Annotated in this window: 18 protein-coding genes, 1 pseudogene and 1 riboswitch; of the genes and pseudogenes, 17 read left to right on the top strand and 2 right to left on the bottom strand. The window is 42.6% G+C overall.

Annotated features, from left to right (window positions below; all coding sequences use genetic code 11):
* Complete coding sequence (locus HNQ34_RS13115; RefSeq protein ID WP_183255333.1) at nucleotides 1–789, top strand: ABC transporter permease; 789 nt, start codon at nucleotides 1–3, stop codon at nucleotides 787–789.
* Between the two features lie 399 nt (nucleotides 790–1,188).
* Nucleotides 1,189–1,581, top strand: a complete 393-nt coding sequence (locus tag HNQ34_RS13110) for a hypothetical protein (RefSeq protein ID WP_183255331.1) — start codon at nucleotides 1,189–1,191, stop codon at nucleotides 1,579–1,581.
* 254 nt (nucleotides 1,582–1,835) lie between these two features.
* Here the strand turns inward: HNQ34_RS13110 and HNQ34_RS13105 are convergent, their stop codons facing one another.
* On the bottom strand, nucleotides 1,836–3,017 hold the full coding sequence (locus tag HNQ34_RS13105) for an MFS transporter (RefSeq protein WP_183255327.1): 1,182 nt from the start codon (nucleotides 3,015–3,017) through the stop codon (nucleotides 1,836–1,838).
* Between the two features lie 94 nt (nucleotides 3,018–3,111).
* Nucleotides 3,112–3,353: pseudogene (locus tag HNQ34_RS17575) on the bottom strand (hypothetical protein); the annotation flags it as partial.
* 367 nt (nucleotides 3,354–3,720) lie between these two features.
* On the opposite strand from HNQ34_RS17575, the gene HNQ34_RS13100 reads away from it, so the two are divergent.
* The 15 genes from HNQ34_RS13100 to HNQ34_RS13030 all read left to right on the top strand — a co-directional run bounded on the left by HNQ34_RS13100 (nucleotide 3,721) and on the right by HNQ34_RS13030 (nucleotide 21,761).
* Complete coding sequence (locus tag HNQ34_RS13100) at nucleotides 3,721–4,785, top strand: ABC transporter substrate-binding protein (protein ID WP_183255325.1); 1,065 nt, start codon at nucleotides 3,721–3,723, stop codon at nucleotides 4,783–4,785.
* Between the two features lie 23 nt (nucleotides 4,786–4,808).
* A complete protein-coding gene (locus HNQ34_RS13095) occupies nucleotides 4,809–5,582 on the top strand; it encodes an ABC transporter permease (protein ID WP_183255377.1) in 774 nt (257 codons plus the stop codon).
* 2 nt (nucleotides 5,583–5,584) lie between these two features.
* Nucleotides 5,585–6,322 (top strand): ABC transporter ATP-binding protein, encoded by a 738-nt coding sequence (locus HNQ34_RS13090; RefSeq protein ID WP_183255323.1) that lies wholly within the window; start codon nucleotides 5,585–5,587, stop codon nucleotides 6,320–6,322.
* 473 nt (nucleotides 6,323–6,795) lie between these two features.
* Nucleotides 6,796–6,880: riboswitch (cyclic di-GMP riboswitch) on the top strand.
* Between the two features lie 21 nt (nucleotides 6,881–6,901).
* Nucleotides 6,902–7,729 carry a GGDEF domain-containing protein gene (locus tag HNQ34_RS13085; RefSeq protein WP_183255321.1) on the top strand — a complete coding sequence of 276 codons (828 nt, stop codon included), beginning with the start codon at nucleotides 6,902–6,904 and terminating at the stop codon, nucleotides 7,727–7,729.
* A gap of 444 nt (nucleotides 7,730–8,173) precedes the next feature.
* Nucleotides 8,174–10,108, top strand: a complete 1,935-nt coding sequence (locus tag HNQ34_RS13080) for an electron transport protein (protein ID WP_183255319.1) — start codon at nucleotides 8,174–8,176, stop codon at nucleotides 10,106–10,108.
* A gap of 68 nt (nucleotides 10,109–10,176) precedes the next feature.
* Complete coding sequence (locus tag HNQ34_RS13075; RefSeq protein WP_183255317.1) at nucleotides 10,177–10,314, top strand: hypothetical protein; 138 nt, start codon at nucleotides 10,177–10,179, stop codon at nucleotides 10,312–10,314.
* Nucleotides 10,315–11,165: 851 nt separating this feature from the next.
* Nucleotides 11,166–11,897 (top strand): SIS domain-containing protein, encoded by a 732-nt coding sequence (locus HNQ34_RS13070; protein ID WP_183255315.1) that lies wholly within the window; start codon nucleotides 11,166–11,168, stop codon nucleotides 11,895–11,897.
* A 102-nt stretch (nucleotides 11,898–11,999) separates the two neighbouring features.
* The gene (nagA, locus tag HNQ34_RS13065) at nucleotides 12,000–13,190 is read left to right on the top strand and encodes an N-acetylglucosamine-6-phosphate deacetylase (RefSeq protein WP_183255313.1); all 1,191 of its coding nucleotides are present in this window, start codon (nucleotides 12,000–12,002) and stop codon (nucleotides 13,188–13,190) included.
* Complete coding sequence (nagB, locus tag HNQ34_RS13060; RefSeq protein ID WP_183255312.1) at nucleotides 13,177–13,932, top strand: glucosamine-6-phosphate deaminase; 756 nt, start codon at nucleotides 13,177–13,179, stop codon at nucleotides 13,930–13,932. Before nagA ends, nagB begins: the two co-directional genes overlap by 14 nt.
* Nucleotides 13,929–14,651: a GntR family transcriptional regulator gene (locus HNQ34_RS13055; RefSeq protein WP_183255310.1), complete on the top strand. Its 723-nt coding sequence runs from the start codon at nucleotides 13,929–13,931 to the stop codon at nucleotides 14,649–14,651. The genes nagB and HNQ34_RS13055 overlap by 4 nt, the downstream gene beginning before the upstream one ends.
* Nucleotides 14,652–14,704: 53 nt before the next feature.
* Nucleotides 14,705–16,072: an N-acetylglucosamine-specific PTS transporter subunit IIBC gene (nagE, locus tag HNQ34_RS13050; RefSeq protein ID WP_183255308.1), complete on the top strand. Its 1,368-nt coding sequence runs from the start codon at nucleotides 14,705–14,707 to the stop codon at nucleotides 16,070–16,072.
* 142 nt (nucleotides 16,073–16,214) lie between these two features.
* Complete coding sequence (locus HNQ34_RS13045; RefSeq protein WP_183255306.1) at nucleotides 16,215–17,132, top strand: DUF7916 family protein; 918 nt, start codon at nucleotides 16,215–16,217, stop codon at nucleotides 17,130–17,132.
* Nucleotides 17,133–17,635: 503 nt separating this feature from the next.
* Nucleotides 17,636–18,973, top strand: a complete 1,338-nt coding sequence (locus tag HNQ34_RS13040) for an FAD-binding oxidoreductase (RefSeq protein ID WP_183255304.1) — start codon at nucleotides 17,636–17,638, stop codon at nucleotides 18,971–18,973.
* Complete coding sequence (locus HNQ34_RS13035; protein ID WP_183255302.1) at nucleotides 18,970–20,328, top strand: (Fe-S)-binding protein; 1,359 nt, start codon at nucleotides 18,970–18,972, stop codon at nucleotides 20,326–20,328. The genes HNQ34_RS13040 and HNQ34_RS13035 overlap by 4 nt, the downstream gene beginning before the upstream one ends.
* Entirely contained in the window at nucleotides 20,325–21,761 is a 1,437-nt protein-coding gene (locus HNQ34_RS13030) for an FAD-linked oxidase C-terminal domain-containing protein (RefSeq protein ID WP_183255300.1), read from the top strand. The genes HNQ34_RS13035 and HNQ34_RS13030 overlap by 4 nt, the downstream gene beginning before the upstream one ends.
* Nucleotides 21,762–21,795: the final 34 nt, after the last annotated feature.

The raw sequence follows: 21,795 nt of genomic DNA, 5'->3' as shown, positions 1-21,795 counted from the left end.
ATGGGGAGATACTGGCGAATTTTCCGCGAATTTTTTCGAGCGTGTTTTGTCGAAGAACTGGAGTATCGGAGTGAATTTCTCAGCAATTTACTGTCCAGCTTTTTCGGTATCGGAATTGCAATTCTAACTGTAAAAATCTTTTTTTACCAAACGGATCAATTAGGCGGATGGACGTATGCTGATGTGCTTGTGCTGCTCGGTGTGTTTAATACGCTGCGGGGATTGATCGATTTTGCGTTGCGTCCCAATATGCCGCGCTTGCTTGAACACATTCGCAAAGGAACGTTGGATTATATTTTAACGAAACCAGTTGACAGCATGTTTTACGTTAGCTTTCGCCATTTAATGTTTTGGCGGCTGATTGATGTGCTGCTCGGCCTTGGTGTGATCGGGTACGGATTAGTCCAACAGCATTATATGCCTTCATTGTTAGACGTGGCGATGTTTGTCATAAGCATCGGTTCCTCGTTCGTGCTCATTTATGCCCTTTGGATGATGTTAATGACTACGTCATTTTGGGTTATTCGCATCGATGATTTATCCTTTATTTTTGATTCATTTTTCGAAACGGCCCGTTTTCCGTCCGGCATGTACCGCGGCTGGCTTCGTATCATACTGACATACGTACTGCCGGCTGCGGTCATTACGAACATGCCAGCACTATCTTTGTTAGGAAGATGGAATGTTGTCACCACAGCGGTATCGGTTGGCATCGCCGGGTTCTTTTTATGGCTATCCCACCGCTTTTGGCGCTTTGCGCTTCGCTCGTATACAAGTGCGAGTAGTTAATTTTATTTCGGCCTAAAAGCAAACGAACTTGTAACGATCGATATTAACCACATTTTTTCATTTTGATGTATAGATCCCCAAAACAGAGCCGCTTCATAGCTATCGGAGGTGAAGCGAATGATATTATGTTTAGCAACAGGAGAGAGTCACGGTGATAGCAGCAAAAACATTGTTATTGGACAAGTGTGTTGATTAACCAATAAAAACCAGTTGACATCGCTCTATTCCTAGCTTTTCTGCCGTAGTCGGCAAGCATCAGTATAAATGGTTTAGAAAACATGATTATTGCTTAATGCCCTCGGCATCTGCGCGCGGTTTCTTGATGAGTGGCCATTTAAGAAGGAAAATGTTAGCTTTTTGTCGTATGGGAATAAGTAACTACCATTAGGAGGTGATTCAATGAACGATGGACAAAAAGCATGGCTGGACAGCTTGACGGTGGAAGCGTTGGAGCGTTTTTCTGAAGGCATGATGGCGGTTGCGGAAAATGGCGAAGACAAAGAAAGGCAGCGATTTTATGAAGGAATGGCGGTCGCTAGCAAACTCGCAGCGATGAAACTTAAAGGGGAGTTTGAATATATTGATGAGACATTGATCCGTCATATGTACGAGAACATGAAAATGCTGAACGTGGTAGAAATAAACGATACGTTCGCAACGGCTCAAGAAAATATGAACGAACGCTGCTCTTTTTGCTTGCGTGAAAAAGCTCGCCTTGCCAGAGGGCCGTTTGCCTCGATTTGTGAAGACTGTCTGCAATTTGGGCTGCAGGTTATTGAAAGTCAAAAATGATGGTTTCACAACGATAGAGGATGAAAAGGAAACAAGATGAAATGTAGTAAAGATATATATGTGGGGCGGTCGTTGTGACGGGGCATTTATTATAGATGCAGTTTGGAACTTTAACGGGTTCGTCTTTTATGGAGTAATCGATATTTTTCGGCTGTCGGCAAGTCACAGACTTGCCTCTGACAGTCGAAAAAAATAGAGAGTCTGCTTTTTCTTTTTCGTCAGCCACCCTTCCTCGATTATGGTAAACGTGGGAACTACTCGAGCCGCTTCTGAGCATAGCCGATCAGCGGATAGCTTACTAGCAATAACGTAACAATAAACGTGATGACGCCAAGCCAATGAAAGTGCGTCCAAAAATAGCCGCCGGCTGTGCCAGCAAGGCTGGAACCTAAATAATAAAATAAGAGGTAAAGGGAAGACGCTTGCGCTTTATTCGTCTTTGTACGTTCGCCAATCCAAGTGCTCGCAATCGAGTGACAGCCGAAAAAGCCAAAGGTAAATAGCGAAAGTCCGATGATTTTGACAACAACAGACGGAACGAGCGTAACAGCTGCACCAAGCACGGTCAATGCGACTGAAATGCTTAGCACCAGCGCATGGCCGTGTAAATCGGCTTTTCTTCCCATATAAACGGAGCTAAAACTGCCGAATAGGTACACGATAAATAGAAATCCAAGCACGGACTGGCTGAACGAATACGGCGGTTCACTCAATAAAAAGCCGATATAGTTATACAGCGTTACAAATCCGCCCATAAATAAAAAGCCAAGCACAATGAGAGCCATTAACGGTTTATTGCGCAAATGAACGGTATACGCCTGCAGCGCAGTTTTGCCATTGAGCGGTTTTTTTATCGAATGACGAGGCGCCGGGAGAATGAGAGCAAAAACCACGCTTAATAGAAGTGAAATTGCCCCAATGGAAAATAACGCCGTCCGCCACGAAAACAAATCGGTCAACACGCCTGTTACAATTCGCCCAGCCATGCCGCCGATGCTAGTCCCACTAATATAGAGACCCATCACTTTTCCGATCCCAGCCGGATGAAATTCCTCGGCGACGTAGGCCATCGCCAGGGACGGGATGCCCGCGGCCGTCATGCCGAGAAACGTGCGTGCAAGGACAAGGGAAAGAAAATTAGGGGTAAGTGCCATGACCATCGCTAATATCGATGTCAGCAGCATGGACATTACCATCACATTCTTTTTGCCGATGCGGTCGGATAAACTAGCCGCTATGAGCATTATTACCGCTAACGTTCCAGTAGACGCGGATACCGTTAAACTAGCAGAAGCGGCGGAAACGTGAAATTCTTTCGCAAAAATTGGCAACAGCGGCTGTGTCGTGTATAAAATGGCAAAGGTGACAAATCCGCCGAAAAATAGTGACAAACTTGCTTTTATGTATTCGACGCTGCCTTTTTGGATGTACGTCAATGTTCTCGCCTCTTTTGTTTCGTTTATTGTTAATATAATTAAATGTAACTTAAAAACTGTAGATGAGCAAATTTGATGAATATTACGAGGCGATTCGATGCTTGGAATGAAAACTTAGGATGAATGGATATCGGTCAGCGCTCTGGCAAATTCTTTTGTCGTTAAGGCACGATATATAGGTGGATGATTCATCACAGGCTTAATACAGCACCAGCCCCAACATTGATCTCAAAAACTTGTCGATTCTTTGGTGATATGATAATCTATTCATAAGACATGAACCTCTTTGTAAGAATGAGTTGGTGGCACATTTATTCTAACTAAAATAGGGTCCATGTCTTTTTTTCTGTGAAAATAACGATCCGTGTGTGAATATTTTCATGCTTGGGTAGCGAGCAAAGCTTGTTCATGAACGTTTTATTTGTAAATTTATGTTAGAAAATTTACTCAAGTGCAGTTATATAGATTATGCACAAATATGCTGGGGAAGCGTTGGAGTATTCCTAATAAAGAATTTCCTATTTTTCGTTTTTGTTTTCCTCTCCATACAAGCCGATATGATATAACGTGGCGAGTGATCAGCTGGATGTAAAACAAAATTTCAACTTATATACTTGACAAAAAATACGATTTTTACATACAATAACCCTATTAAACAGGTAGGAAATATAAGAATAAATAAAATAATAGGGGGAAGACTAAAATGAAAGAGATAAGATGGAAAAAGAGATTAATCGTTGCAACGGCAGCTTTTGGGTTGCTTTTTGGCACAACAGCGTGCGGAAATAATGGAAATGTTTCAACCTCACAGCAATCAAGCGGATCGAATCAAAAAAGCGATAGTGATCAACTGCAAGAAATACGTATAGGTTATTTAAATGTCATGGACGATGCGCAAGCGATGTTGGCGAGCGAAGGTGGATTTTATAAGAAACATGGTTTAGATGTAAAGATGCAAATGTTTAATAGTGGCACGGATCTTATTAAGGCAATTGTTGGCGGACAACTGGATGCTGGCGTGCTTGGGTTTACGAATGCGTTAACGTGGTTAGATAAAGGTGCAGATATTAAAATTGTTGGCGGGGCTCAAATGGGATATCACAGCATGTTAGTACGCAAAGACAGCGGAATCGAGTCATTGGCTGATTTGAAAGGAAAATCCGTCGCTTCTCAGCAACAAGGCAGCACGGCTGACATTGTGTTGAACGGAGTTGTCTGGAAAAAAGCAGGTATTACGAAGAATGATGTTCAAATGCAGTATGTTTCACCATCTGTCGCAATACAGTCTCTTGCGGCTGGAAAAGTAGATGCCGCTTTTGTATTCGAACCTTATGATTCGATTGCCCGCTTAACGACGCCTGTTAAGCAAATTTATGAAGTGGGACAAGAATGGCCGTTCCCTTGCATGGTCGTCATTACATCTGGAAAAATGGTTAAAGAAAACAAAGACGCTGTTTATGCTTTGTTGGATGCACAAAAAGAGGCAGTTGAAATGTTAAAAGAAAAACCGGCAGAATCAGCTAAGTTGATTACGAAACACTTTATTAAAGAAAACGAACTTGAAACGTCAGACGGCAAAAAAATAGCGGCAATGAAAGTGATTGAAGAATCTATTAAATCACAAACGTTCGAATGGAAGATTACTCCTGAGCAAGTTGAAAAGATGCAGGAAATTGCCGATATGATGGTCGAACAGGGGATTTTAAAAAGAAAGATCGATGTGAAGAACGCGCTTGATTTAAGCTGGCAAGAACAAGTAAAAGAATAATAGCAGGGATGGCGGTGCAAAAGATGAACTCGCAAACGTGGAAAAAAATTTGGCCTTATGCGGCAGCAATCGGAACGTTGTTATTGATCTGGCAAATCGCTGCTTTTTTCTCCCCGCCTTATTTGCTGCCGGGAGTTCCGGCCGTGTTGGAACGATTAGGTGCTGGAATAACAGAACCTGAATTTGTTACGTCTTTAAAAGAAAGCTTGTTTCGCCTTGTCGTCGGTTATCCAAGTGCATGCTTACTCGGTGGGCTATTAGGATTATTGGCAGGTCTTTCACGAGGATTTGCTGTTTATTTGCGAAGCTTGATTGCCATTTTACAATCGATTCCGCCAATTACTTGGATTCCGTTTTTGATTATTTTGTTTGGGTTTGGTAATGTTCCGATTATTACTGTCATTATTATTGCGAGCTTTTTCCCGATGGCTTTATCCGTCATGAACGCAACAGAAGGAATTAACCGTACACATCTTGAAGTGGCGAAAGTATTAGGGGCTACGAAAGGGCAACTTTTACGAAAAGTATACCTACCCGAAACGCTGCCTTCCTTTATCACGGGAGCTCAAGTCGCATTCGGAAATGCGTGGCGTTCTCTCATTGCGAGCGAAATGGTGGGCGGAGCGTCAAGTGGCCTTGGATTTTCCATCAAATTTGCCGGAGAGGTTGCGCAAATGACAGACGTATTAATGTATATTGTGATCATTGGTCTGATTGCTGCTTTCTTTGACCACGTCATACTTGAGTGGTTAAAGCGGCGAATGTTAAAGTGGCGTTATATCGGGGGGGCGAAATGATCATGCAGACATTAGAAATACAAAAGGTTCATAAATCGTTCGGCTCTCTAAAGGTGCTCGAGGATGTCAGCCTAACGATTGAAAAAGGAAAATTTGCTGCTATTGTCGGTCCTTCAGGATGTGGAAAAAGCACGCTCTTGCGAATGGTAGCAGGATTAGAGAGACCGGATGAGGGAACTGTTCAAGCAGACGGAAAAACGATTGATCATCCTTCCCCGCGGCGGATGATGATTTTTCAGGAGCATGCCCTGTATCCATGGTTAACCGTCGGAGAAAATGTTGAGATGGGGTTGGAACTGGCCGGTATTTCAAAGGAAGAGCGGCGGAATCGGGCACAAAAGGTTTTAAAAACAGTAGGGCTTGAAGGCTTTTACCATTATTATCCGAGTCAGTTATCAGGTGGAATGCGTCAGCGTGTTTCGATTGCTAGAGCGCTTGTTATGGATCCAGATGTATTGCTTCTTGACGAACCATACGGAGCGTTGGATGCTATGACTCGCCTAACAATGCAAAACGAGCTGCTGAAAATTTGGGAAGGTTCTGGAAAAACAATGCTGTTAATTACTCATGATATTGATGAAGCTTTATATTTAGCCGATCGAATTTTTGTCATGAGCTCTCGACCAGGAAAGTTAGTTCGAACGATCGATCTCGATCTTCCAAGACCCCGCAGCCGTCATGGCCAACGAATAGGTGAACTAAGACAAGAAATTATGCAGCTTCTTGGGCTGGAAGAATAAAGAGAATTGCGACAGTTCGAGTTAGTTTGTTTTGGGCAGTATGGGGCTGACCGTACCTGTAAGCGCCTGATCTCACGCACAATTCATCATAGTTTATACGATGATTGTGTGGAAGGTCGCTTCATCGGGTCAGCCTCTTTTTTCTGTGAAAATCATCGATCCATGAGTGGTGATTTTCATACCCCGGTAGAGAGCGAGACTCATTCATGACGTTTTATGAAAAACAGTGTTGCCGACGATGGTGTGGACTGCGGAAAAAGAGAATTCTTTCCCTTTTTTGATGATAGCTTCTGAACGGTGAACCTATCGTCATCGGAGGTGTTCAATCGTTTTATAGGCAATGTCTTGCTTTTTTCCTTTCACTTAGGAGAAGCATTTGCTGGAATGAACCTATGTGATACAGTGTTGGAGTTTATATATTTTACAATAGAAATTGATACTTTTATATGGTATTATTATCATAGTTTTTTACTCTACGAAAAAGGCAAAACTGTCGAAAGGCGGTGACGCAAAGCCAAAGGTCTAAGGCGGAAACGCTATGACGGCTGGGCTGCCGAAAGGAGTTAATATTCAGTAAACATGAATAAAAAATTATTATTATGGTTATTTATTGTCATTACAATGATTTTACCGTTTGTTCTCTTTATATTTTTTCCTTACAACGCTATATGGTCATTGCTTTTGATACCCATAGTTTTTGTTGTTGTTGCTTGTCAAAAATGGGGCGTTGCTATTTCGATCACTTTTCTTCTAAGCGTGTTGGAATATGCCTTTACATTCACTTATTACGGTTTTTCTCGTACACTTTTCGTTGAATTGTTGATTGGTACAATTATAAATTATTCCATATTTTTTACGATAGTATACTTTAAAATTCAATATGAAAAATTACTCAAAAAGGTTCAAAAACTCACTGTAATTGATCCGCTTACAGGCGTTTATAATAGAAGATATTTTAATTTGTATATAGAGAAAGCTATTCCCTTAGGTGAACGAACAGGGTCACCTTTTCATCTCATTCTCATTGATATTGATCATTTTAAAAAAATCAATGATACGTATGGCCACATGTTTGGGGATGAAGTGTTGAAAAAGGTTGCTAGATTAATTAAAGCAAATGTCAGGAAATCGGATGGTGTTGTTCGTTTAGGTGGAGAAGAGTTTGCAATTTTAGTGTCTGAAACAACGACCGAGGAATGTCAATTGCTTGCCGAACGAGTTCGCCAAGCCATCGAATCAGCTGATTTTATTTATGAAGGCAAGAAGGTGCATGTAACTGTTAGTGTGGGATTAGCCACATATAAAGGTACGTCAGTGCCAAAACTGATTGAACAAGCGGATCAAGCGTTGTATCAAGCGAAAGCAAACGGGAGAAATCAAGTGGTTATATTCAGTCATCATTATTGATGGCTTTTTTATTTTGCTTGACGTGTATTAAACAATCGAGCGATCACATGAAAGAAGATTGTGTCAATCATGAATTTGTTGTTGTGTTTTTTGAATATCTTATCTGAATTCATGATTGAAGTTGTGGGTCTGTAACCGTTCCTTGCATAGCTATATTTTTCGCCAAATATACATTTTTAAACGCAAAAAGTTCATGGGGTTCTAACATTTCGTGTGTTCCTGTTGTTCGCATTGTGTTTCACTACCTTCCGAGAAATAGTTTGTGCCATGATCTGACATGTATGTCTTGCGAATATTGTAAAAAACAAACGGATTGGTCAGACTAGCTTTTTACTATACATTTCATGCCAAACAAGAGATGAGCGTGCTAAGAAGTGACTAATTCGAAAACAGTGAGGATACAATATACATGTTACAGCTTTTGCAATAGGTGGTGAATAACAGATGCGCAACAAGTATATCGCTATCATCATTGTTTTGCTTCTCATCGGAAGCAGTTTTTTCTATTACGCTCATGTCGAGTATGCCTTGTTGCCGGCGGAGGAAGATACGAAGCGATACGCGGCAAATGAACGGACAGGTGTGGACGTTTGGGGAAATTGGATAGACCAACAAAATGGAAACATTAAAAAGTTGTCAGTACATGAAGCGGATCCATCTTCCGTTGCCGGAGCAGTCCGAGTCGATGATCGGCTGCTTCAATTAGGACGGGAAGTATTTTATAAGGAAACGTTCGGAAATGAAGTATTTTTAACGGATATTATGGGAATTGTCAACGGTCCGTTGACGATGGCCAACATAGCAAAAGCCATTATGGCGCTGCGGGGAAAAGGAACAACCAATTTACAAGTTGAGCTGGCCGAAGACATTACCATCGGCGACCGAATATACAAAAAAGGGGAGAAAGTTGACACTGGTATTGATGTACCAAAAGGAGCATACGCACCGTTAGGAATGCCGGTTGTCTGGAATGACGGGAGGCTTCGCGTCGGTATTAGCTGCGCGGCGTGTCATGCAACTGTGGATCCAGCAACGAAAAAAGTAGTAGAAGGAGCTCCGAACAACGATTTAAATGCTGGCCTTTTACTAGCGCTCGCAACCAATTCAGCTGCTTATTTTACACATGCCAATATTACTTCATTGCAACATTACATTCATTCAGTTGACCGATCGATAGTGGATTCAAAAGGAAGGAAAACTCCCCTTCCTGACCCGCGGTTGCTTGAGAAGGAAGTTGATCGGATTTTTGGCAGCTGGCCGCGCGGCAATTTTGATTCAACGATTGATATGAAAGCAAATCCTTCACAAATACCGGATTCTTTTACACTCGGCGACCACCCATATGGATGGAGCGGATTTGCGGCTGCGGGACCGTTTCGAGGGTTGGCTGTGTTCAGCAATAATGTTCATGCGCAAAATGCAGATTCACTATCGCAATCAGAAATTAGTCAAGCGCTTTTTGGGATCGATAAGGAAGTATATCTCGGAACGATATTGCAAAATGCTGCGAATCCTAAATTCCGATATGAACCGAATAAAAAGGAAAAGCCGTCAACGTTTTTTACAAAAGTGGATCCGACCCCTGGCGTTGTCGGAGTCAACAAGCTCGTTGCTCCACCGCAATTTCCGAAGGTGTCGCTCGTTGCCCCGGACGGGCTAATCGTCAGTGAACCAGGATACCGGTTTAACGAGCAAAATTATGCGGTAGCTGCTTGGCAAAATACCATTAACCCTCCGGCAGCAACAGAGCGAGTAGCGCAGGAACAAATTGAGCACGGCCGCGACGTATTTGTCCGGGCAGGATGTATTCATTGCCATGCCGGTGCTTATTTAACCAATAATCGCGTTGTTTCTGCGAAAGTGGTCGGCACCGAGCCGTCGCGGGCGCAAGCGTTGAAGAAAACAGAAAAAATATTTGGCGAAGCTGTCTTGTACGCGCCAGATACGCCTGTTCCTATTCCGGACAACCCGCAAATATTAAAAGTACCGACAGAACATTTGGATAAAGAACAAATACGGTTGGCATTTGCACACGGTGATTCTCTAGGAGGCTATAAAGTGCCAAGCTTAATCGGGGTTGCTTGGAGCGCTCCGTACCTTCATGACGGCGGTGTTGCTGTAGGGCCGAATGGAGAGATGGGATTAGCCGGAACGGTCGAAAAAGGAATCGTTCCTGATGCACGCAACAGCCTTCGTGCTCTCATTGACCGAACTCTCCGGCAGCAAGTTATACGCGCTAACAGCTCGGAGCAAAAACTTCGCAACGTTCATGTAAGCGGCGATGGTCATCGCTATTGGATTGATGAACAAAACGGCTTTACAAAAGTCGAGCAAGAAGCGGTTATTAACTATTTGCTTTCCCTCACTTCTCCGAAATAAAATTGGAAGCTGTTCACTTGAAAAAAATCTTCCCTTTTGCCACATACTAATGGACAAGGGGGAAGAGTATGAAAGAAACATGCTTCTATTGTCAATGTGAGTGCAACGAAGTTCATTATGTTTCCTTTTATACATTAGACGAAGAGCGCGTGGAAACATTATGTCCGGAGTGTTATCAAGAATGGCTGCAAGGAATCAAAGGATAAAAAAACCGCACCTTATTGTATAGGTGCGGTTAAAAAATTTTTGTCATGTTTCTGAGTATAGCGAGGATTAATGATATGGGAAGCCGCAATTTCCTAAACAGAATATGACTTTCTTGCACTGAATTTCCCGTCGACTAAAGCCCTAGGAGTTCTTAGGGAGGGTACGGCGTGACTTTGCATGAAGCCTTGATCACGTTCCCTAAGACTTTCACAGGCAAACACCACATCGATGCCTATCGCTCTGTGCGTCCGATCAAGCCGCTTTTTATCATCTATATAAATACAACTGGGAGGTTTAACTTATGGCGGACGAAAAAGTAGACTCCCTATTTTTTCGACTGTCGGAGGCAAGTCTGTGACTTGCCTTCGTCACGCCTTCGCGTGACAGAGGACCGAACAACCAACCGCTTCACAGACAAATGCATTTGTCTGGAAGCGGTGTTGTTCAGTCACCCGACAGTCGAAACATACCGATTACTCCATAAAAGACGAAAACGTTAAAGTTCCAAATGGCATTTATAATAATCCCATTATATACATGAGGATTTGATAAGTTTAATGGTCTTTTATCGACTCCATTCTGTAAGAAGTAAAAGTAATAAGTTCGCGACCTTGATCCCGCCACGCTCTATACGGATAAACGCTTGATAAGGCGAACGTGCAACGCTTCTTTTTGATTGGGAGGGTGTCCGATTTTAGGACACCTTTTTCTTCAAATTCATTGTAGAGCGATCATCTTTTTACTGCAATTTTTTATTTCCAACATTTTCATTTATAACATGTACATTGACTTTTGTGTGATAGATTTGTCAAAATTTTATGAAGGAAATTGTTATGAAAGGATGTTTGCGATGTTTGAGTATTTTCAGCATCTTCATCAGTTGCTCACAGCAGTAGAACAAAATGAAAGAGAAACATTATTGCTTGCGGCCACAAAAGTAGCAGAATGCATTCAAAACAATGGGATTGTCCAGCTGTTTGGCTGCGGGCATTCGCACTTATTGGCGGAAGAAGTATTTTATCGGGCAGGGGGGCTTGTGCCAATTAAGCCAATATTGATTGAGCCGTTGATGCTTCATGAAGGAGCTATTCGTTCATCGCAACTAGAAAAAGAAATCAATTATGCTCGCACGTTTTTAGAGAAAGAAGAGATTTGTCAAGGAGATGTTGTGTTTATCATTTCAACATCGGGGTGTAATCCGGTACCAATTGATGTGGCGTTATTTGCTAAACAACATGGGGCTTATGTTATCGGTTTAACATCGCTAGCATGTTCGAAAGCGCTACCACCTTTGCATCCAAGTGGAAAGCGTTTGGCGGAGTGTGTAGATCTTGTTATTAACAATTATTCTGTAGAGGGAGATGCAATTTTAACCCATCCTTTGATTTCGGTTCCGTTTGCTCCAACTTCGACTGTTATTGGCGCAGCGATTTTACATGCGGTTTTTGCTGAAGCGGCGATCATCATTGCAACCGAAGGAGCTACTCCTCCGATTTTTGTAAGCAACAATATTCAAGGTGGGAAGGAACATAATCAAAAATGGGTCGAAATGTACTGTGATCGAATAAAGTTATTGCAATGAAAATTTTTTGTGCTGTCAAATTCGAAGTAGAAATATTTTTTAAGTGGTATAGACAACTAGATTATAAGATGTTAATATAAGTGTAGAAGGAAGGTGTAAAACGTGGATCGATTTTTATTAACGAATGCAACGGTATACGCAGAAAGAGAGCGAATAGAACACGGAAGTATATTGGTGGAAGATGGGAAGATCACTTATGTCGGTTCAATGATGCCGATTTCGGATGCAAAAGTGATTGAGCTTGACCATTGTGATTGCATAGTCCCTGGTTTTATTGATATTCACATTCATGGGGCTTCTGGTGCAGATGTGATGGATGCGACAAAAGAGGCGTTACAAACGATGGCGTCTGTTTTGCCGCAGGAAGGAACGACGAGTTTTCTTGCGACAACGATGACGGCACCTGTTGATTATATTGAGAGAGCGGTGCGAAATGTAGCGCATTATATGCAGTTTCATAATCAGCCGGGAGAAGCCGAAGTGCTCGGGATTCATTTAGAAGGGCCATTTCTGTCACCAAAGCGGGCGGGAGCACAGCATCCATGCAACATTATAGAACCGAATGTAGAGCTGTTTAACCAATGGCAAAAGGAAGCAAATGGAAACATTCGCCTCGTCACGCTTGCTCCAGAAGAACATGGCGGACTGGCGCTTGTTTCTTATTTAAAAGAAAACGGTGTTGTCGCTTCAATAGGTCATTCCGATGCCGTTTATCAACAAGTAAAAGAGGCGATTGAAGCAGGGGTTACACATGCAACTCATTTGTTTAATGGAATGCGCGGGATTCATCATCGCGAGCCGGGAGTTGTCGGGGCGGTGCTTATGCACGATGAAGTGGTCTGTGAGCTGATTGTTGATGGAACTCATGTCGTGCCGGAAATGGTTCGCTTTGCTTATCGAAACAAAGGAAGGGAAGGCCTCATTGTCATTACGGATGCGATGCGTGCGAAATGTCTCGGAGAAGGAGAATACGAGCTAGGAGGGCAGCGAGTCATCGTTCAAGGGCAGCAAGCGACATTGCAAGACGGAACGTTGGCAGGAAGCATTCTGAAATTCAAAGATGCGGCGAAAAAAATGATCGAATTTACTGGTTGTTCACTAGAAGACGTGATTTTCATGGCAAGTTGGAATCCTGCCAAACAATTAGGTGTTCTTGATCGTAAAGGAAGTATTCGTGTAGGTAAAGATGCGGATCTTGTTGTACTCAACGAAGCGTATGAAGTCGTCATGACATTTTGCCGCGGAAAATTAGCCTATTCAAAGCTAGAGGTGTTTGCAGATGAGAGTCATTGAAGTGAACGATTATTATGAGTTGAGCCAAAAGGCGGCAGAAATGATTATTGATCAAGTTAGAAAGAAACCCGACTCTGTACTTGGTTTAGCGACAGGGGAAACAGTACTCGAAACATACGCCGCCATTGTGAACGACTACCAGCAAAATCAAACATCTTATCGACATATTCGCACTTTCAATTTAGATGAATACATTGGTCTAGCAGCTGACCACCCGAATAGTTATCACTATTATATGAATGAACATTTATTTCGCTTCATCGATATTCCGATGTCGCAAACATACATCCCAAATGGGCTTGCAGATGATATTCCAGAAGAATGTATTCGTTATGAAAAGTTGATTGGACAATGTGGCGGAATTGATTTACAAATACTAGGAATTGGAAGGAACGGTCATATTGGTTTTAATGAACCAGGCACTTCTTTTGACTCGACTACTCATGTTGTTGAACTTGCTCATTCAACAAGAAAAGCAAATTCACGCTTTTTTTCTTCTCTTGAAGAGGTGCCAACTCATGCAATTACAATGGGGATTGCAACGATTATGAAAAGTAGACAAATCATCTTATTAGCATCTGGGGAGAGGAAAGCGCATATTATGTCTCAACTTCTCGAAGGGGAAGTAACACCGAACATTCCAGCTTCGATTTTAAAAACACATCCGAATGTCACGATTATTGCTGATAAAGAAGCTTTATCACTTATAGGCAAAGAACAAAGAAAGGTGTATGTGCAATGATTAATAAACATTCTCCTCTTCCAATTTATTACCAACTAGAACAAAATATTAAAGAAATGATCGAAAAAGGGGAGCTGAAACCAGGGGAAATGATCCCATCGGAAAGAGAATGGGCGGAAACATACGAAATTAGCAGAATGACTGTTCGTCAGGCAATCAACAACTTAGTGAATGATGGCTATTTAGTAAGAAAAAGAGGAAAAGGAACGTTTGTCGCTACAAAAAAAATTGAACAGCCTTTAAAAGGATTGACGAGCTTTTCCGAAGATATGCGTGCAAGAGGAATGGAACCGGGGGCGAAAGTACTTGATTTCCATATAATTCCTGCTAATCCATCTTTAGCAGAGCAGCTTGATGTCCGAGAAGGAGCAGACATTTATGAAATTCGCCGTATTCGGCTTGCTGACCAACTGCCGATGGCTTTAGAAACAGCATATATATCTTGTTCACTCGTTCCGAATTTGGCGGCGGAAAATATAAGCAGTTCTATTTATGATTTTATTGAAAATAAACTAGGATTAACGATTCGATTTGCAACACAAGTATTAGAGGCATCGGTGGCACGAAAGATGGAAGCAGAAATGTTACAAATTAAAGAAGGTGCCCCAGTTTTACTCATTCAGCGAAATAGTTATTTAGATAACGGACAACCACTAGAAGTTGTCAAATCTGTTTATCGAGCAGATCGTTACAAATTCATGATTGAGATGGAACGATAACGGAAGAAAAGCAAATCATTTGCTTTTCTATATACAATCAAGGGGGAATTACAATGTTAGGATTTTTGCAGCGGATTGGGAAGGCGCTTATGCTTCCGATTGCCGTCCTTCCTGCGGCAGCGCTATTACTCCGTTTAGGGCAACCAGACTTACTGAATATTCCGTTTATTGCGGCAGCAGGGGATGCGATTTTTTCGAATTTAGCTTTATTGTTTGCACTTGGTGTAGCAGTAGGGTTGGCTAAGGATGGAAATGGTGCGGCAGCTTTAGCAGGTGCGATTGGGTATTTTGTATTAACAAAAGGAACAGCAGCAATCAATAAAGATATTAATATGGCGGTATTAGGTGGAATTATTTCTGGTGTTGTCGCAGGTATGTTGTACAATCGCTATCATAATATAAAATTACCAGATTGGCTCGGTTTTTTTGGCGGCAAACGATTTGTGCCGATTATTACCTCATTTGTGATGCTTGTGTTAGCCTTAGTTTTTGGGTATGTATGGCCTCCAATTCAACACGGAATTAATACGTTAGGTGAATGGATTGTTGGAGCAGGTGCGCTTGGAGTCGGTATTTTCGGCTTTTTAAATCGTTTATTAATCCCTGTTGGATTGCATCATGTGTTAAATAGTTTAGTCTGGTTTGTATTTGGTGAATTTAATGGTAAAACGGGCGATTTAAATCGTTTCTTTGCTGGAGATCCTAGTGCAGGTATTTTTATGGCTGGCTTTTTCCCAGTGATGATGTTTGGGCTTCCAGCAGCGGCATTTGCTATGATTGCTGCAGCGAAAAAGGAGCGTCGTAAAGCGGTTGCTGGTGCACTGATTGGGGTTGCATTCACATCGTTTTTAACAGGAATTACGGAGCCAATTGAATTTTTGTTCATGTTTTTATCACCGCTGCTTTATTTTGTTCATGCAGTTTTAACAGGTCTTTCTTTATCGATTGCCACGGTTCTGGGGATTCATCACGGGTTTGGTTTCTCAGCCGGAGCCATTGACTATTTTCTAAACTTCGGAATTGCGCAAAAACCGTTGTTATTGCTTGTGCAAGGAATTGTTTATGGTGTGATTTATTTCGTTGTCTTTTATTTCCTTATTAAAAAATTGGATTTAAAAACGCCTGGACGCGAAGATGAAATCGAAGGGGAGTTTACTGAAAGCGGCATTGCTCAATCAGGTGTCAAATATGAAGAACTTGCAGCTAAATATATCGAGGCGTTAGGTGGAAAAGAAAACATTGCACACATTGATAATTGTGTGACGCGTCTACGGTTAAAAGTGCATGATATGTCAAAGGTGAACGAAAGTGAGCTAAAAAGATTGGGAGCAAAAGGTGTCATTCGCTTGAATCAAACCGATTTGCAAGTCGTAGTCGGTACAGATGTAGAATTTGTAGCAAATGAGATGAAAAAATCATAGTTATAATACTTTACGCACTTTGAGGCTGATCAAAAAGCAAAGTGTCATCCAGACATTTATTGGTCAGCCCTGTGTCTTTTTATAGTCTCATAATTTAGAAAAAAACAGATGTTGTTTAATTACATATCGAAGGAGTGTCCTTATGAAACGTTTATTAGATTGTACAGCTTCTGATTTTCGCTGTATGAATGGGAAACAATTAAAGCAATCGATTAAAGCATCTGAAGGAAGAGTGATTGTTTCGGAAATCATTGGAGCGTTTACGTCTCTTTATCCATCAGTAACAAACGCGGAAATCGCCGCTGCTTTTGGTGCTGATTTATTGCTGTTAAATTTTTTTGATGTGTTTGTCCCGTATTTTAATGGTTTAGATATGAATGAGCCGAATCAAATTGTAAAACGTCTTAAGGAGCTAACAGGACGTCCGATTGGTGTCAATTTGGAGCCTGTCGATCCGAACGCTAAACAGCTGGAAGATTTAACATCGCTTTCTAAAGGGAGATTGGCGACAGATGAATCGTTGCAGGAAGCGAAGAAGTTAGGGTTTGATTTTGTTTGTTTAACAGGCAATCCTAAAACAGGCGTTACTAACGACGAAATTGCAAAAGCGATTGAAAAGGCGCGTTACGTCTTTGGGGACGATGGTTTGATTATTGCAGGAAAAATGCACGGGGCAGGTGTTGCCAACGAAATCGGGGCAGGCATTGTTTCCGAAAAAGTAATGGAACGTTTTATTAGCGCAGGAGCTGATGTTATTCTCATGCCGGCACCTGGAACCGTTCCAGGGGTAACATTAGAAAAAACAGAAAAACTTGTCCGGTTCGCACACGAAAAAGGAGCATTAGTCATGCTGACAATTGGTACAAGTCAAGAAGGAGCGGACGAGCATACGATTCGCCAAATTGCGCTCACAAGTAAAATGGCTGGGGCAGATTTATATCATATCGGTGACGCTGGTTACCATGGCATTGCAATCCCGGAAAACATCATGACTTATTCAATTGCGATTCGCGGCAAACGTCACACATATGTCCGCATGGCCAGCTCTCCATTACGATAAATGAATGATGACCGCACTATGAAAGTGAAATACTTTCATAGTGTGGGTGAGATGAAACTTTTAGTTCCTAAGCCTCTCCAATCAATTCATGCCCAAAGTTGTGATGTTTCTCTTCTTCTACAATTTACATTCTTAAACAAAATGTGTACCACGCCCTAATTCTTGAGTTTTTAGTGCTAATTCCATTTTTCAAATACATTAGGGATTCTAAAAATTCTATTCCAGTTTTCTCATCTCAATAGTAAAGTAGGATTATATAGACTATTTAATAAATTCTAAAAATTAATTGAAAAATAACAGGAGAGATGGTTTAATAGTAATGTAGGGAGGCGAACAAAAAAACAAACGGCTCATGTATTTTGTTTATATACATTTTTTAGAAGTGGGGTGGGGGACATTTGTTACAACTTAGACGGCGCAGCTTCATACAAAGAAGTATATTTTTTTCTCTATAATAAGAAACAGTGTTTGTTATTACAGAACAAAAAGAGGAGGGTTGAGCCTTGATTGTAACAGAACTTGTAGCAGAATTAAAAGCGATTTTACCGGAAACACAAGTGGAAACGGAAAAACAAGCATTGCATCCACTTGGCAATAGCGGCAAAGTAGCGGTATATCCACAATCAGAGGAAGAGGTTTCCAAAATCCTTCAATATGCTAATACTAACGGGAAAAAGATCGCCATTATCGGCGGCGGAACGAAACGCGGATTTGGCGGTTTGGTCGAATGTGCAGATATTTTGCTGTCATTAGCGAATTACAGCGGAATTGTCGAACATGCGGTAGCTGATATGGTCGTCACCGTTAAATCAGGTACCCCGTTTCAACAATTACAAGATTATTTAGCTGAGTATAATCAAAAAGTGGCATTGGATCCTGCGTGGCCGCAATACGCAACGGTTGGCGGTGTCATTGCCGCGAATGAAAGCGGTCCTAAACGGCTTGGTTATGGTTCTGCTCGAGACAGCGTGATCGGGTTACGAACCGTTTATCCGGACGGAACGGTCATTCGCTCAGGCGGCAAAGTGGTAAAAAACGTGGCCGGCTACGATATGAACAAGTTATTTATTGGATCGATGGGAACGCTCGGGATTTTATCGGAGGTGACGATTAAACTCCGTCCGCTACCGAAATATGAAAGCCTTGTGCTACTATCTTTCCAAGAAGGAAATATAGAGAAAATTCGTTCGTTTGCTGTGCAATTTCTCGACTCGATGATGGAGCCTGTTTGTTTGGAATTGTTAAACCCATCTTTGTCCGAACGACTTGTCGGTCGCCGTGCTTACACGTTAGCGATCGGTTTTGAAGATGTTGAAAGCGCCGTTCATTACCAAGAAGAGTTTGTCAAACGCATTCAACCGTCTGACACGGCCATTACCATCCTTGCCCAGCAAGAAGCCCAATCCTTTTGGAGCTCTTTCTACACGATCTGTCCGAATGGTGCGGCCGCTCATTATGATGAGAGCGCTAACATTGAAGCGGCTGTCAAAATTGGAGTTGTCAATCTCGATGTTATGAAAGTTATTCGGGAGAGCGAATTGTTGCAAGATGTTTGTCATGTAAACATCGAAGCACACGGAGGATTAGGGCACGGATTATGTCAAGTGTATATAAGAGGAGCAGCTGAATCAGTAATAGCGGCGATTGAACGGTTGCAGGCGATGGCAGCACAGTTAAGAGGATATGCTATTGTCAAGCATTTGCCGTTTGCACTGCGTCGCAACATCAATGTGTGGGGAGAAAAGCCATCCTATTTCTTCTTGTTAGAAGGAATCAAAACGAAAATCGACCCGAATCGAATTTTAAACGACCAACGGTTTGTAGGGGGGGATCTAACATGAGTTTGCGGGAAAGTGATATCAAGCAAGGACCGGTGTGTACGACAGGCAGTTTAGGAAATTATTTATGGAACGATTTGCCGGATCCGAACAAATGGGCGGATTGCGTCCATTGCGGCATGTGTTTAGAGTCGTGCCCAACATATGAACAGACGGGGCAAGAGCAACATTCGCCGCGTGGACGGGTGCATCTAATGAAATCGGTAGCGGAAGGCAAACTCGAAATCAATGAAGACTTTATCGATCCGATTTTTGCATGCTTAGATTGCCGTGCGTGCACAACCGCTTGCCCTGCCGATGTTGATGTCGGCGGTCTTATTGAAGAAGTGCGAGGGCAAATTCGCCAAGCGATTCCGTTAACCGGATGGAAAGCATTCGTTAGCAAGTTTTTCTTGCAAGGAGTGTTTCCACATCCAACCCGCTTGCATGCGTTAGGGAACTTGTTGAAGCTGTACCAAAAAAGCGGATTGCAAAAATTAGCGCGCAAAACGAAGCTTATTCATATTATGCCGCAGCATTTAGCGGATATGGAAGCGATTTTGCCAGAAATAAGCGAGCCGGTGCGAAAAAAATATAAACATGCCAATGTCATTAAGGCAAAAGGGGAAACAAAGCATACGGTCGCATTATTGACAGGGTGTGTCATGGATGTGATGTTTAGTGATATTAATGAAGCGACGATCCGCGTGTTGACGAGAAATGGAAATGATGTGGTCATTCCGCAAAATCAAACGTGTTGTGGGGCGCTGCATGTGCATGCTGGTGACAGGGAAACAGGCCGGGAACTTGCGAAACAAAATATCGAAGCGTTTCAGCATGTCGACCGCGTCATTGTTAACGCGGCTGGCTGCGGCTGTATGCTAAAGGAGTATCCGGAATTGTTCCGTAATGATCCGGTATGGCATGAAAAAGCGGAAGAGTTTTCACGGAAAGTAGAAGATATTTCAAAATATTTGTACGACACAGGATATGAAATACCGAAAGCACAGCTAAATACGCGCATTACGTACCATGATGCGTGCCATTTGGCGCATGGTCAAGGAATACGTCAAGAACCGCGTGCTATTTTATCGAGCATTCCTGGCGTAGAAATGGTGTATATGCCGAACGCCGACCGCTGCTGTGGTAGTGCCGGTATTTACAATATTACCCATCCGGAGATGGCAGGTGCGGTGTTGAAAAGCAAAATGGAAAACGTTCCTGAGGACGTCGAATTGATTTCAATGGGAAACCCAGGCTGTATGCTGCAAATGGCGATGGGGGTACTTAAGCACGGAAGAAATCAAAAAGTCGTGCATACTGTACAGCTATTGGATTGGGCGTATCAAAAAGAGGAAGGGAAGGAGGACCGTACATGAGGGGAAAAGGCATTCATACGAACGATCCACACATTCAAGCGTTAGCCCGTATCGTTGGCGACGAGAAATCGATTTTATATAAAAAAGAAGATTTACTTGCCTATGATTGTGACGGATTTACAGTGCATCGCCATTTGCCGAAAGCGGTCGTGTTTCCGAAAAACACCGAAGAAGTGGCGGCTATCGTCAAATATTGCCATGAACACAATTTGCCGTTTCTCGCTCGCGGAGCAGGGACAGGGCTAAGTGGAGGAGCGATTCCGTTAAACGGTGAAGTCATTATTAGTTTAGTGCGGATGAAACGCTTGGTTAGCGTCGATTTAGAAAACCGTCGCGCAGTTGTTGAACCGGGGTTTGTCAATTTAAAGTTAACCAACTCGATCTCTGATCGAGGATATTACTATGCGCCTGACCCTTCAAGCCAATATTGCTGTACGATCGGCGGCAATGTTGCCGAAAATGCTGGAGGGGCACATTGTTTAAAATATGGCGTCACAACGAATCATATTTTAGGACTGGAAGTCGTGCTACCAAATGGCGAGATTGTCGAGATTGGCGAAAACGGTATTCCTGATCCGCCGGGGTACGATTTGCTTGGATTATTGACTGGCTCGGAAGGGACACTCGGCATCGTTACGAAAATTACGGTGCGCATTTTAAAAAATCCGGAGGCCAAGCAGACGGTGCTTGCCTATTTTGACCGCGTTGCCGATGCAAGCCAAGCCGTTTCCGACATCATTTCCGCCGGAATGGTTCCAGCCGCTTTAGAAATGATGGACCAAACAGCGATTGAAGCGGTGGAAGCAGCCGCGTTTCCCGTAGGCCATCCGAAAGATATTGAAGCATTGCTATTAATTGAGGTGGACGGCATTTCTTCTGGAATTGCTGAACAAATCGAAGCAATTTTGCACATTTGCCGCCAGCGGAACGTTCGCGAAGTAAAAGTGGCGCAAAATGAACAAGAACGGGCAAGATGGTGGGCGAACCGGAAAACCGGATTTGGTGCGATGGGGGCCATTTCGCCGGATTACTTAGTACAAGACGGGGTCATTCCGCGCAGCAAGCTACCGGAAGTATTACAACAAATTCAACAAATCAGTCAAAAATACGGATTGCGCATCGCAAATATTTTCCATGCAGGAGATGGGAATTTGCATCCGCTCGTGCTATTTGACGCAGAAAAACCAGGAGAAACGGAAAAAGCGCTAGCAGCCGGAAGCGAATGTTTACAAGCATGTGCCGCGGTTGGCGGCTCGATTACGGGAGAGCATGGGGTTGGAATCGAGAAAAAAGAAGAAATGCGCTTTATTTTCAATGATGAGGAAATTATCGCACAAACGAATATTCGTGATGTTTTTAACCCGAAAAACTTATTGAACGCTGGAAAGCTGTTCCCAACACCAGGGCGTTGTGTCGAAGTAAAAAAGGGATAAAATCGCCAGAAAATGATTGAAATGACTTTCGCTC

Source organism: Anoxybacteroides tepidamans (assembly GCF_014201465.1).
GTDB classification, from domain to species: Bacteria; Bacillota; Bacilli; order Bacillales; family Anoxybacillaceae; genus Anoxybacteroides; species Anoxybacteroides tepidamans.
Note: the sequence above shows the minus strand (reverse complement) of the source record. Positions and strands in the feature narration are given on the sequence as shown.

Excerpts from the sequence above, each read along its gene's own strand:
- HNQ34_RS13070 (WP_183255315.1), top strand. The coding sequence starts at position 11,166 with ATGTTTGAGTATTTTCAGCATCTTCATCAGTTGCTCACAGCAGTAGAA.
- HNQ34_RS13080 (WP_183255319.1), top strand. The coding sequence starts at position 8,174 with ATGCGCAACAAGTATATCGCTATCATCATTGTTTTGCTTCTCATCGGA.
- HNQ34_RS13085 (WP_183255321.1), top strand. The coding sequence starts at position 6,902 with ATGAATAAAAAATTATTATTATGGTTATTTATTGTCATTACAATGATT.
- HNQ34_RS13035 (WP_183255302.1), top strand. The coding sequence starts at position 18,970 with ATGAGTTTGCGGGAAAGTGATATCAAGCAAGGACCGGTGTGTACGACA.
- HNQ34_RS13090 (WP_183255323.1), top strand. The coding sequence starts at position 5,585 with ATGCAGACATTAGAAATACAAAAGGTTCATAAATCGTTCGGCTCTCTA.
- HNQ34_RS13030 (WP_183255300.1), top strand. The coding sequence starts at position 20,325 with ATGAGGGGAAAAGGCATTCATACGAACGATCCACACATTCAAGCGTTA.
- HNQ34_RS13100 (WP_183255325.1), top strand. The coding sequence starts at position 3,721 with ATGAAAGAGATAAGATGGAAAAAGAGATTAATCGTTGCAACGGCAGCT.
- HNQ34_RS13075 (WP_183255317.1), top strand. The coding sequence starts at position 10,177 with ATGAAAGAAACATGCTTCTATTGTCAATGTGAGTGCAACGAAGTTCAT.
- HNQ34_RS13110 (WP_183255331.1), top strand. The coding sequence starts at position 1,189 with ATGAACGATGGACAAAAAGCATGGCTGGACAGCTTGACGGTGGAAGCG.
- HNQ34_RS13055 (WP_183255310.1), top strand. The coding sequence starts at position 13,929 with ATGATTAATAAACATTCTCCTCTTCCAATTTATTACCAACTAGAACAA.
- nagB (WP_183255312.1), top strand. The coding sequence starts at position 13,177 with ATGAGAGTCATTGAAGTGAACGATTATTATGAGTTGAGCCAAAAGGCG.
- nagE (WP_183255308.1), top strand. The coding sequence starts at position 14,705 with ATGTTAGGATTTTTGCAGCGGATTGGGAAGGCGCTTATGCTTCCGATT.
- HNQ34_RS13045 (WP_183255306.1), top strand. The coding sequence starts at position 16,215 with ATGAAACGTTTATTAGATTGTACAGCTTCTGATTTTCGCTGTATGAAT.
- HNQ34_RS13095 (WP_183255377.1), top strand. The coding sequence starts at position 4,809 with ATGAACTCGCAAACGTGGAAAAAAATTTGGCCTTATGCGGCAGCAATC.
- HNQ34_RS13115 (WP_183255333.1), top strand. The coding sequence starts at position 1 with ATGGGGAGATACTGGCGAATTTTCCGCGAATTTTTTCGAGCGTGTTTT.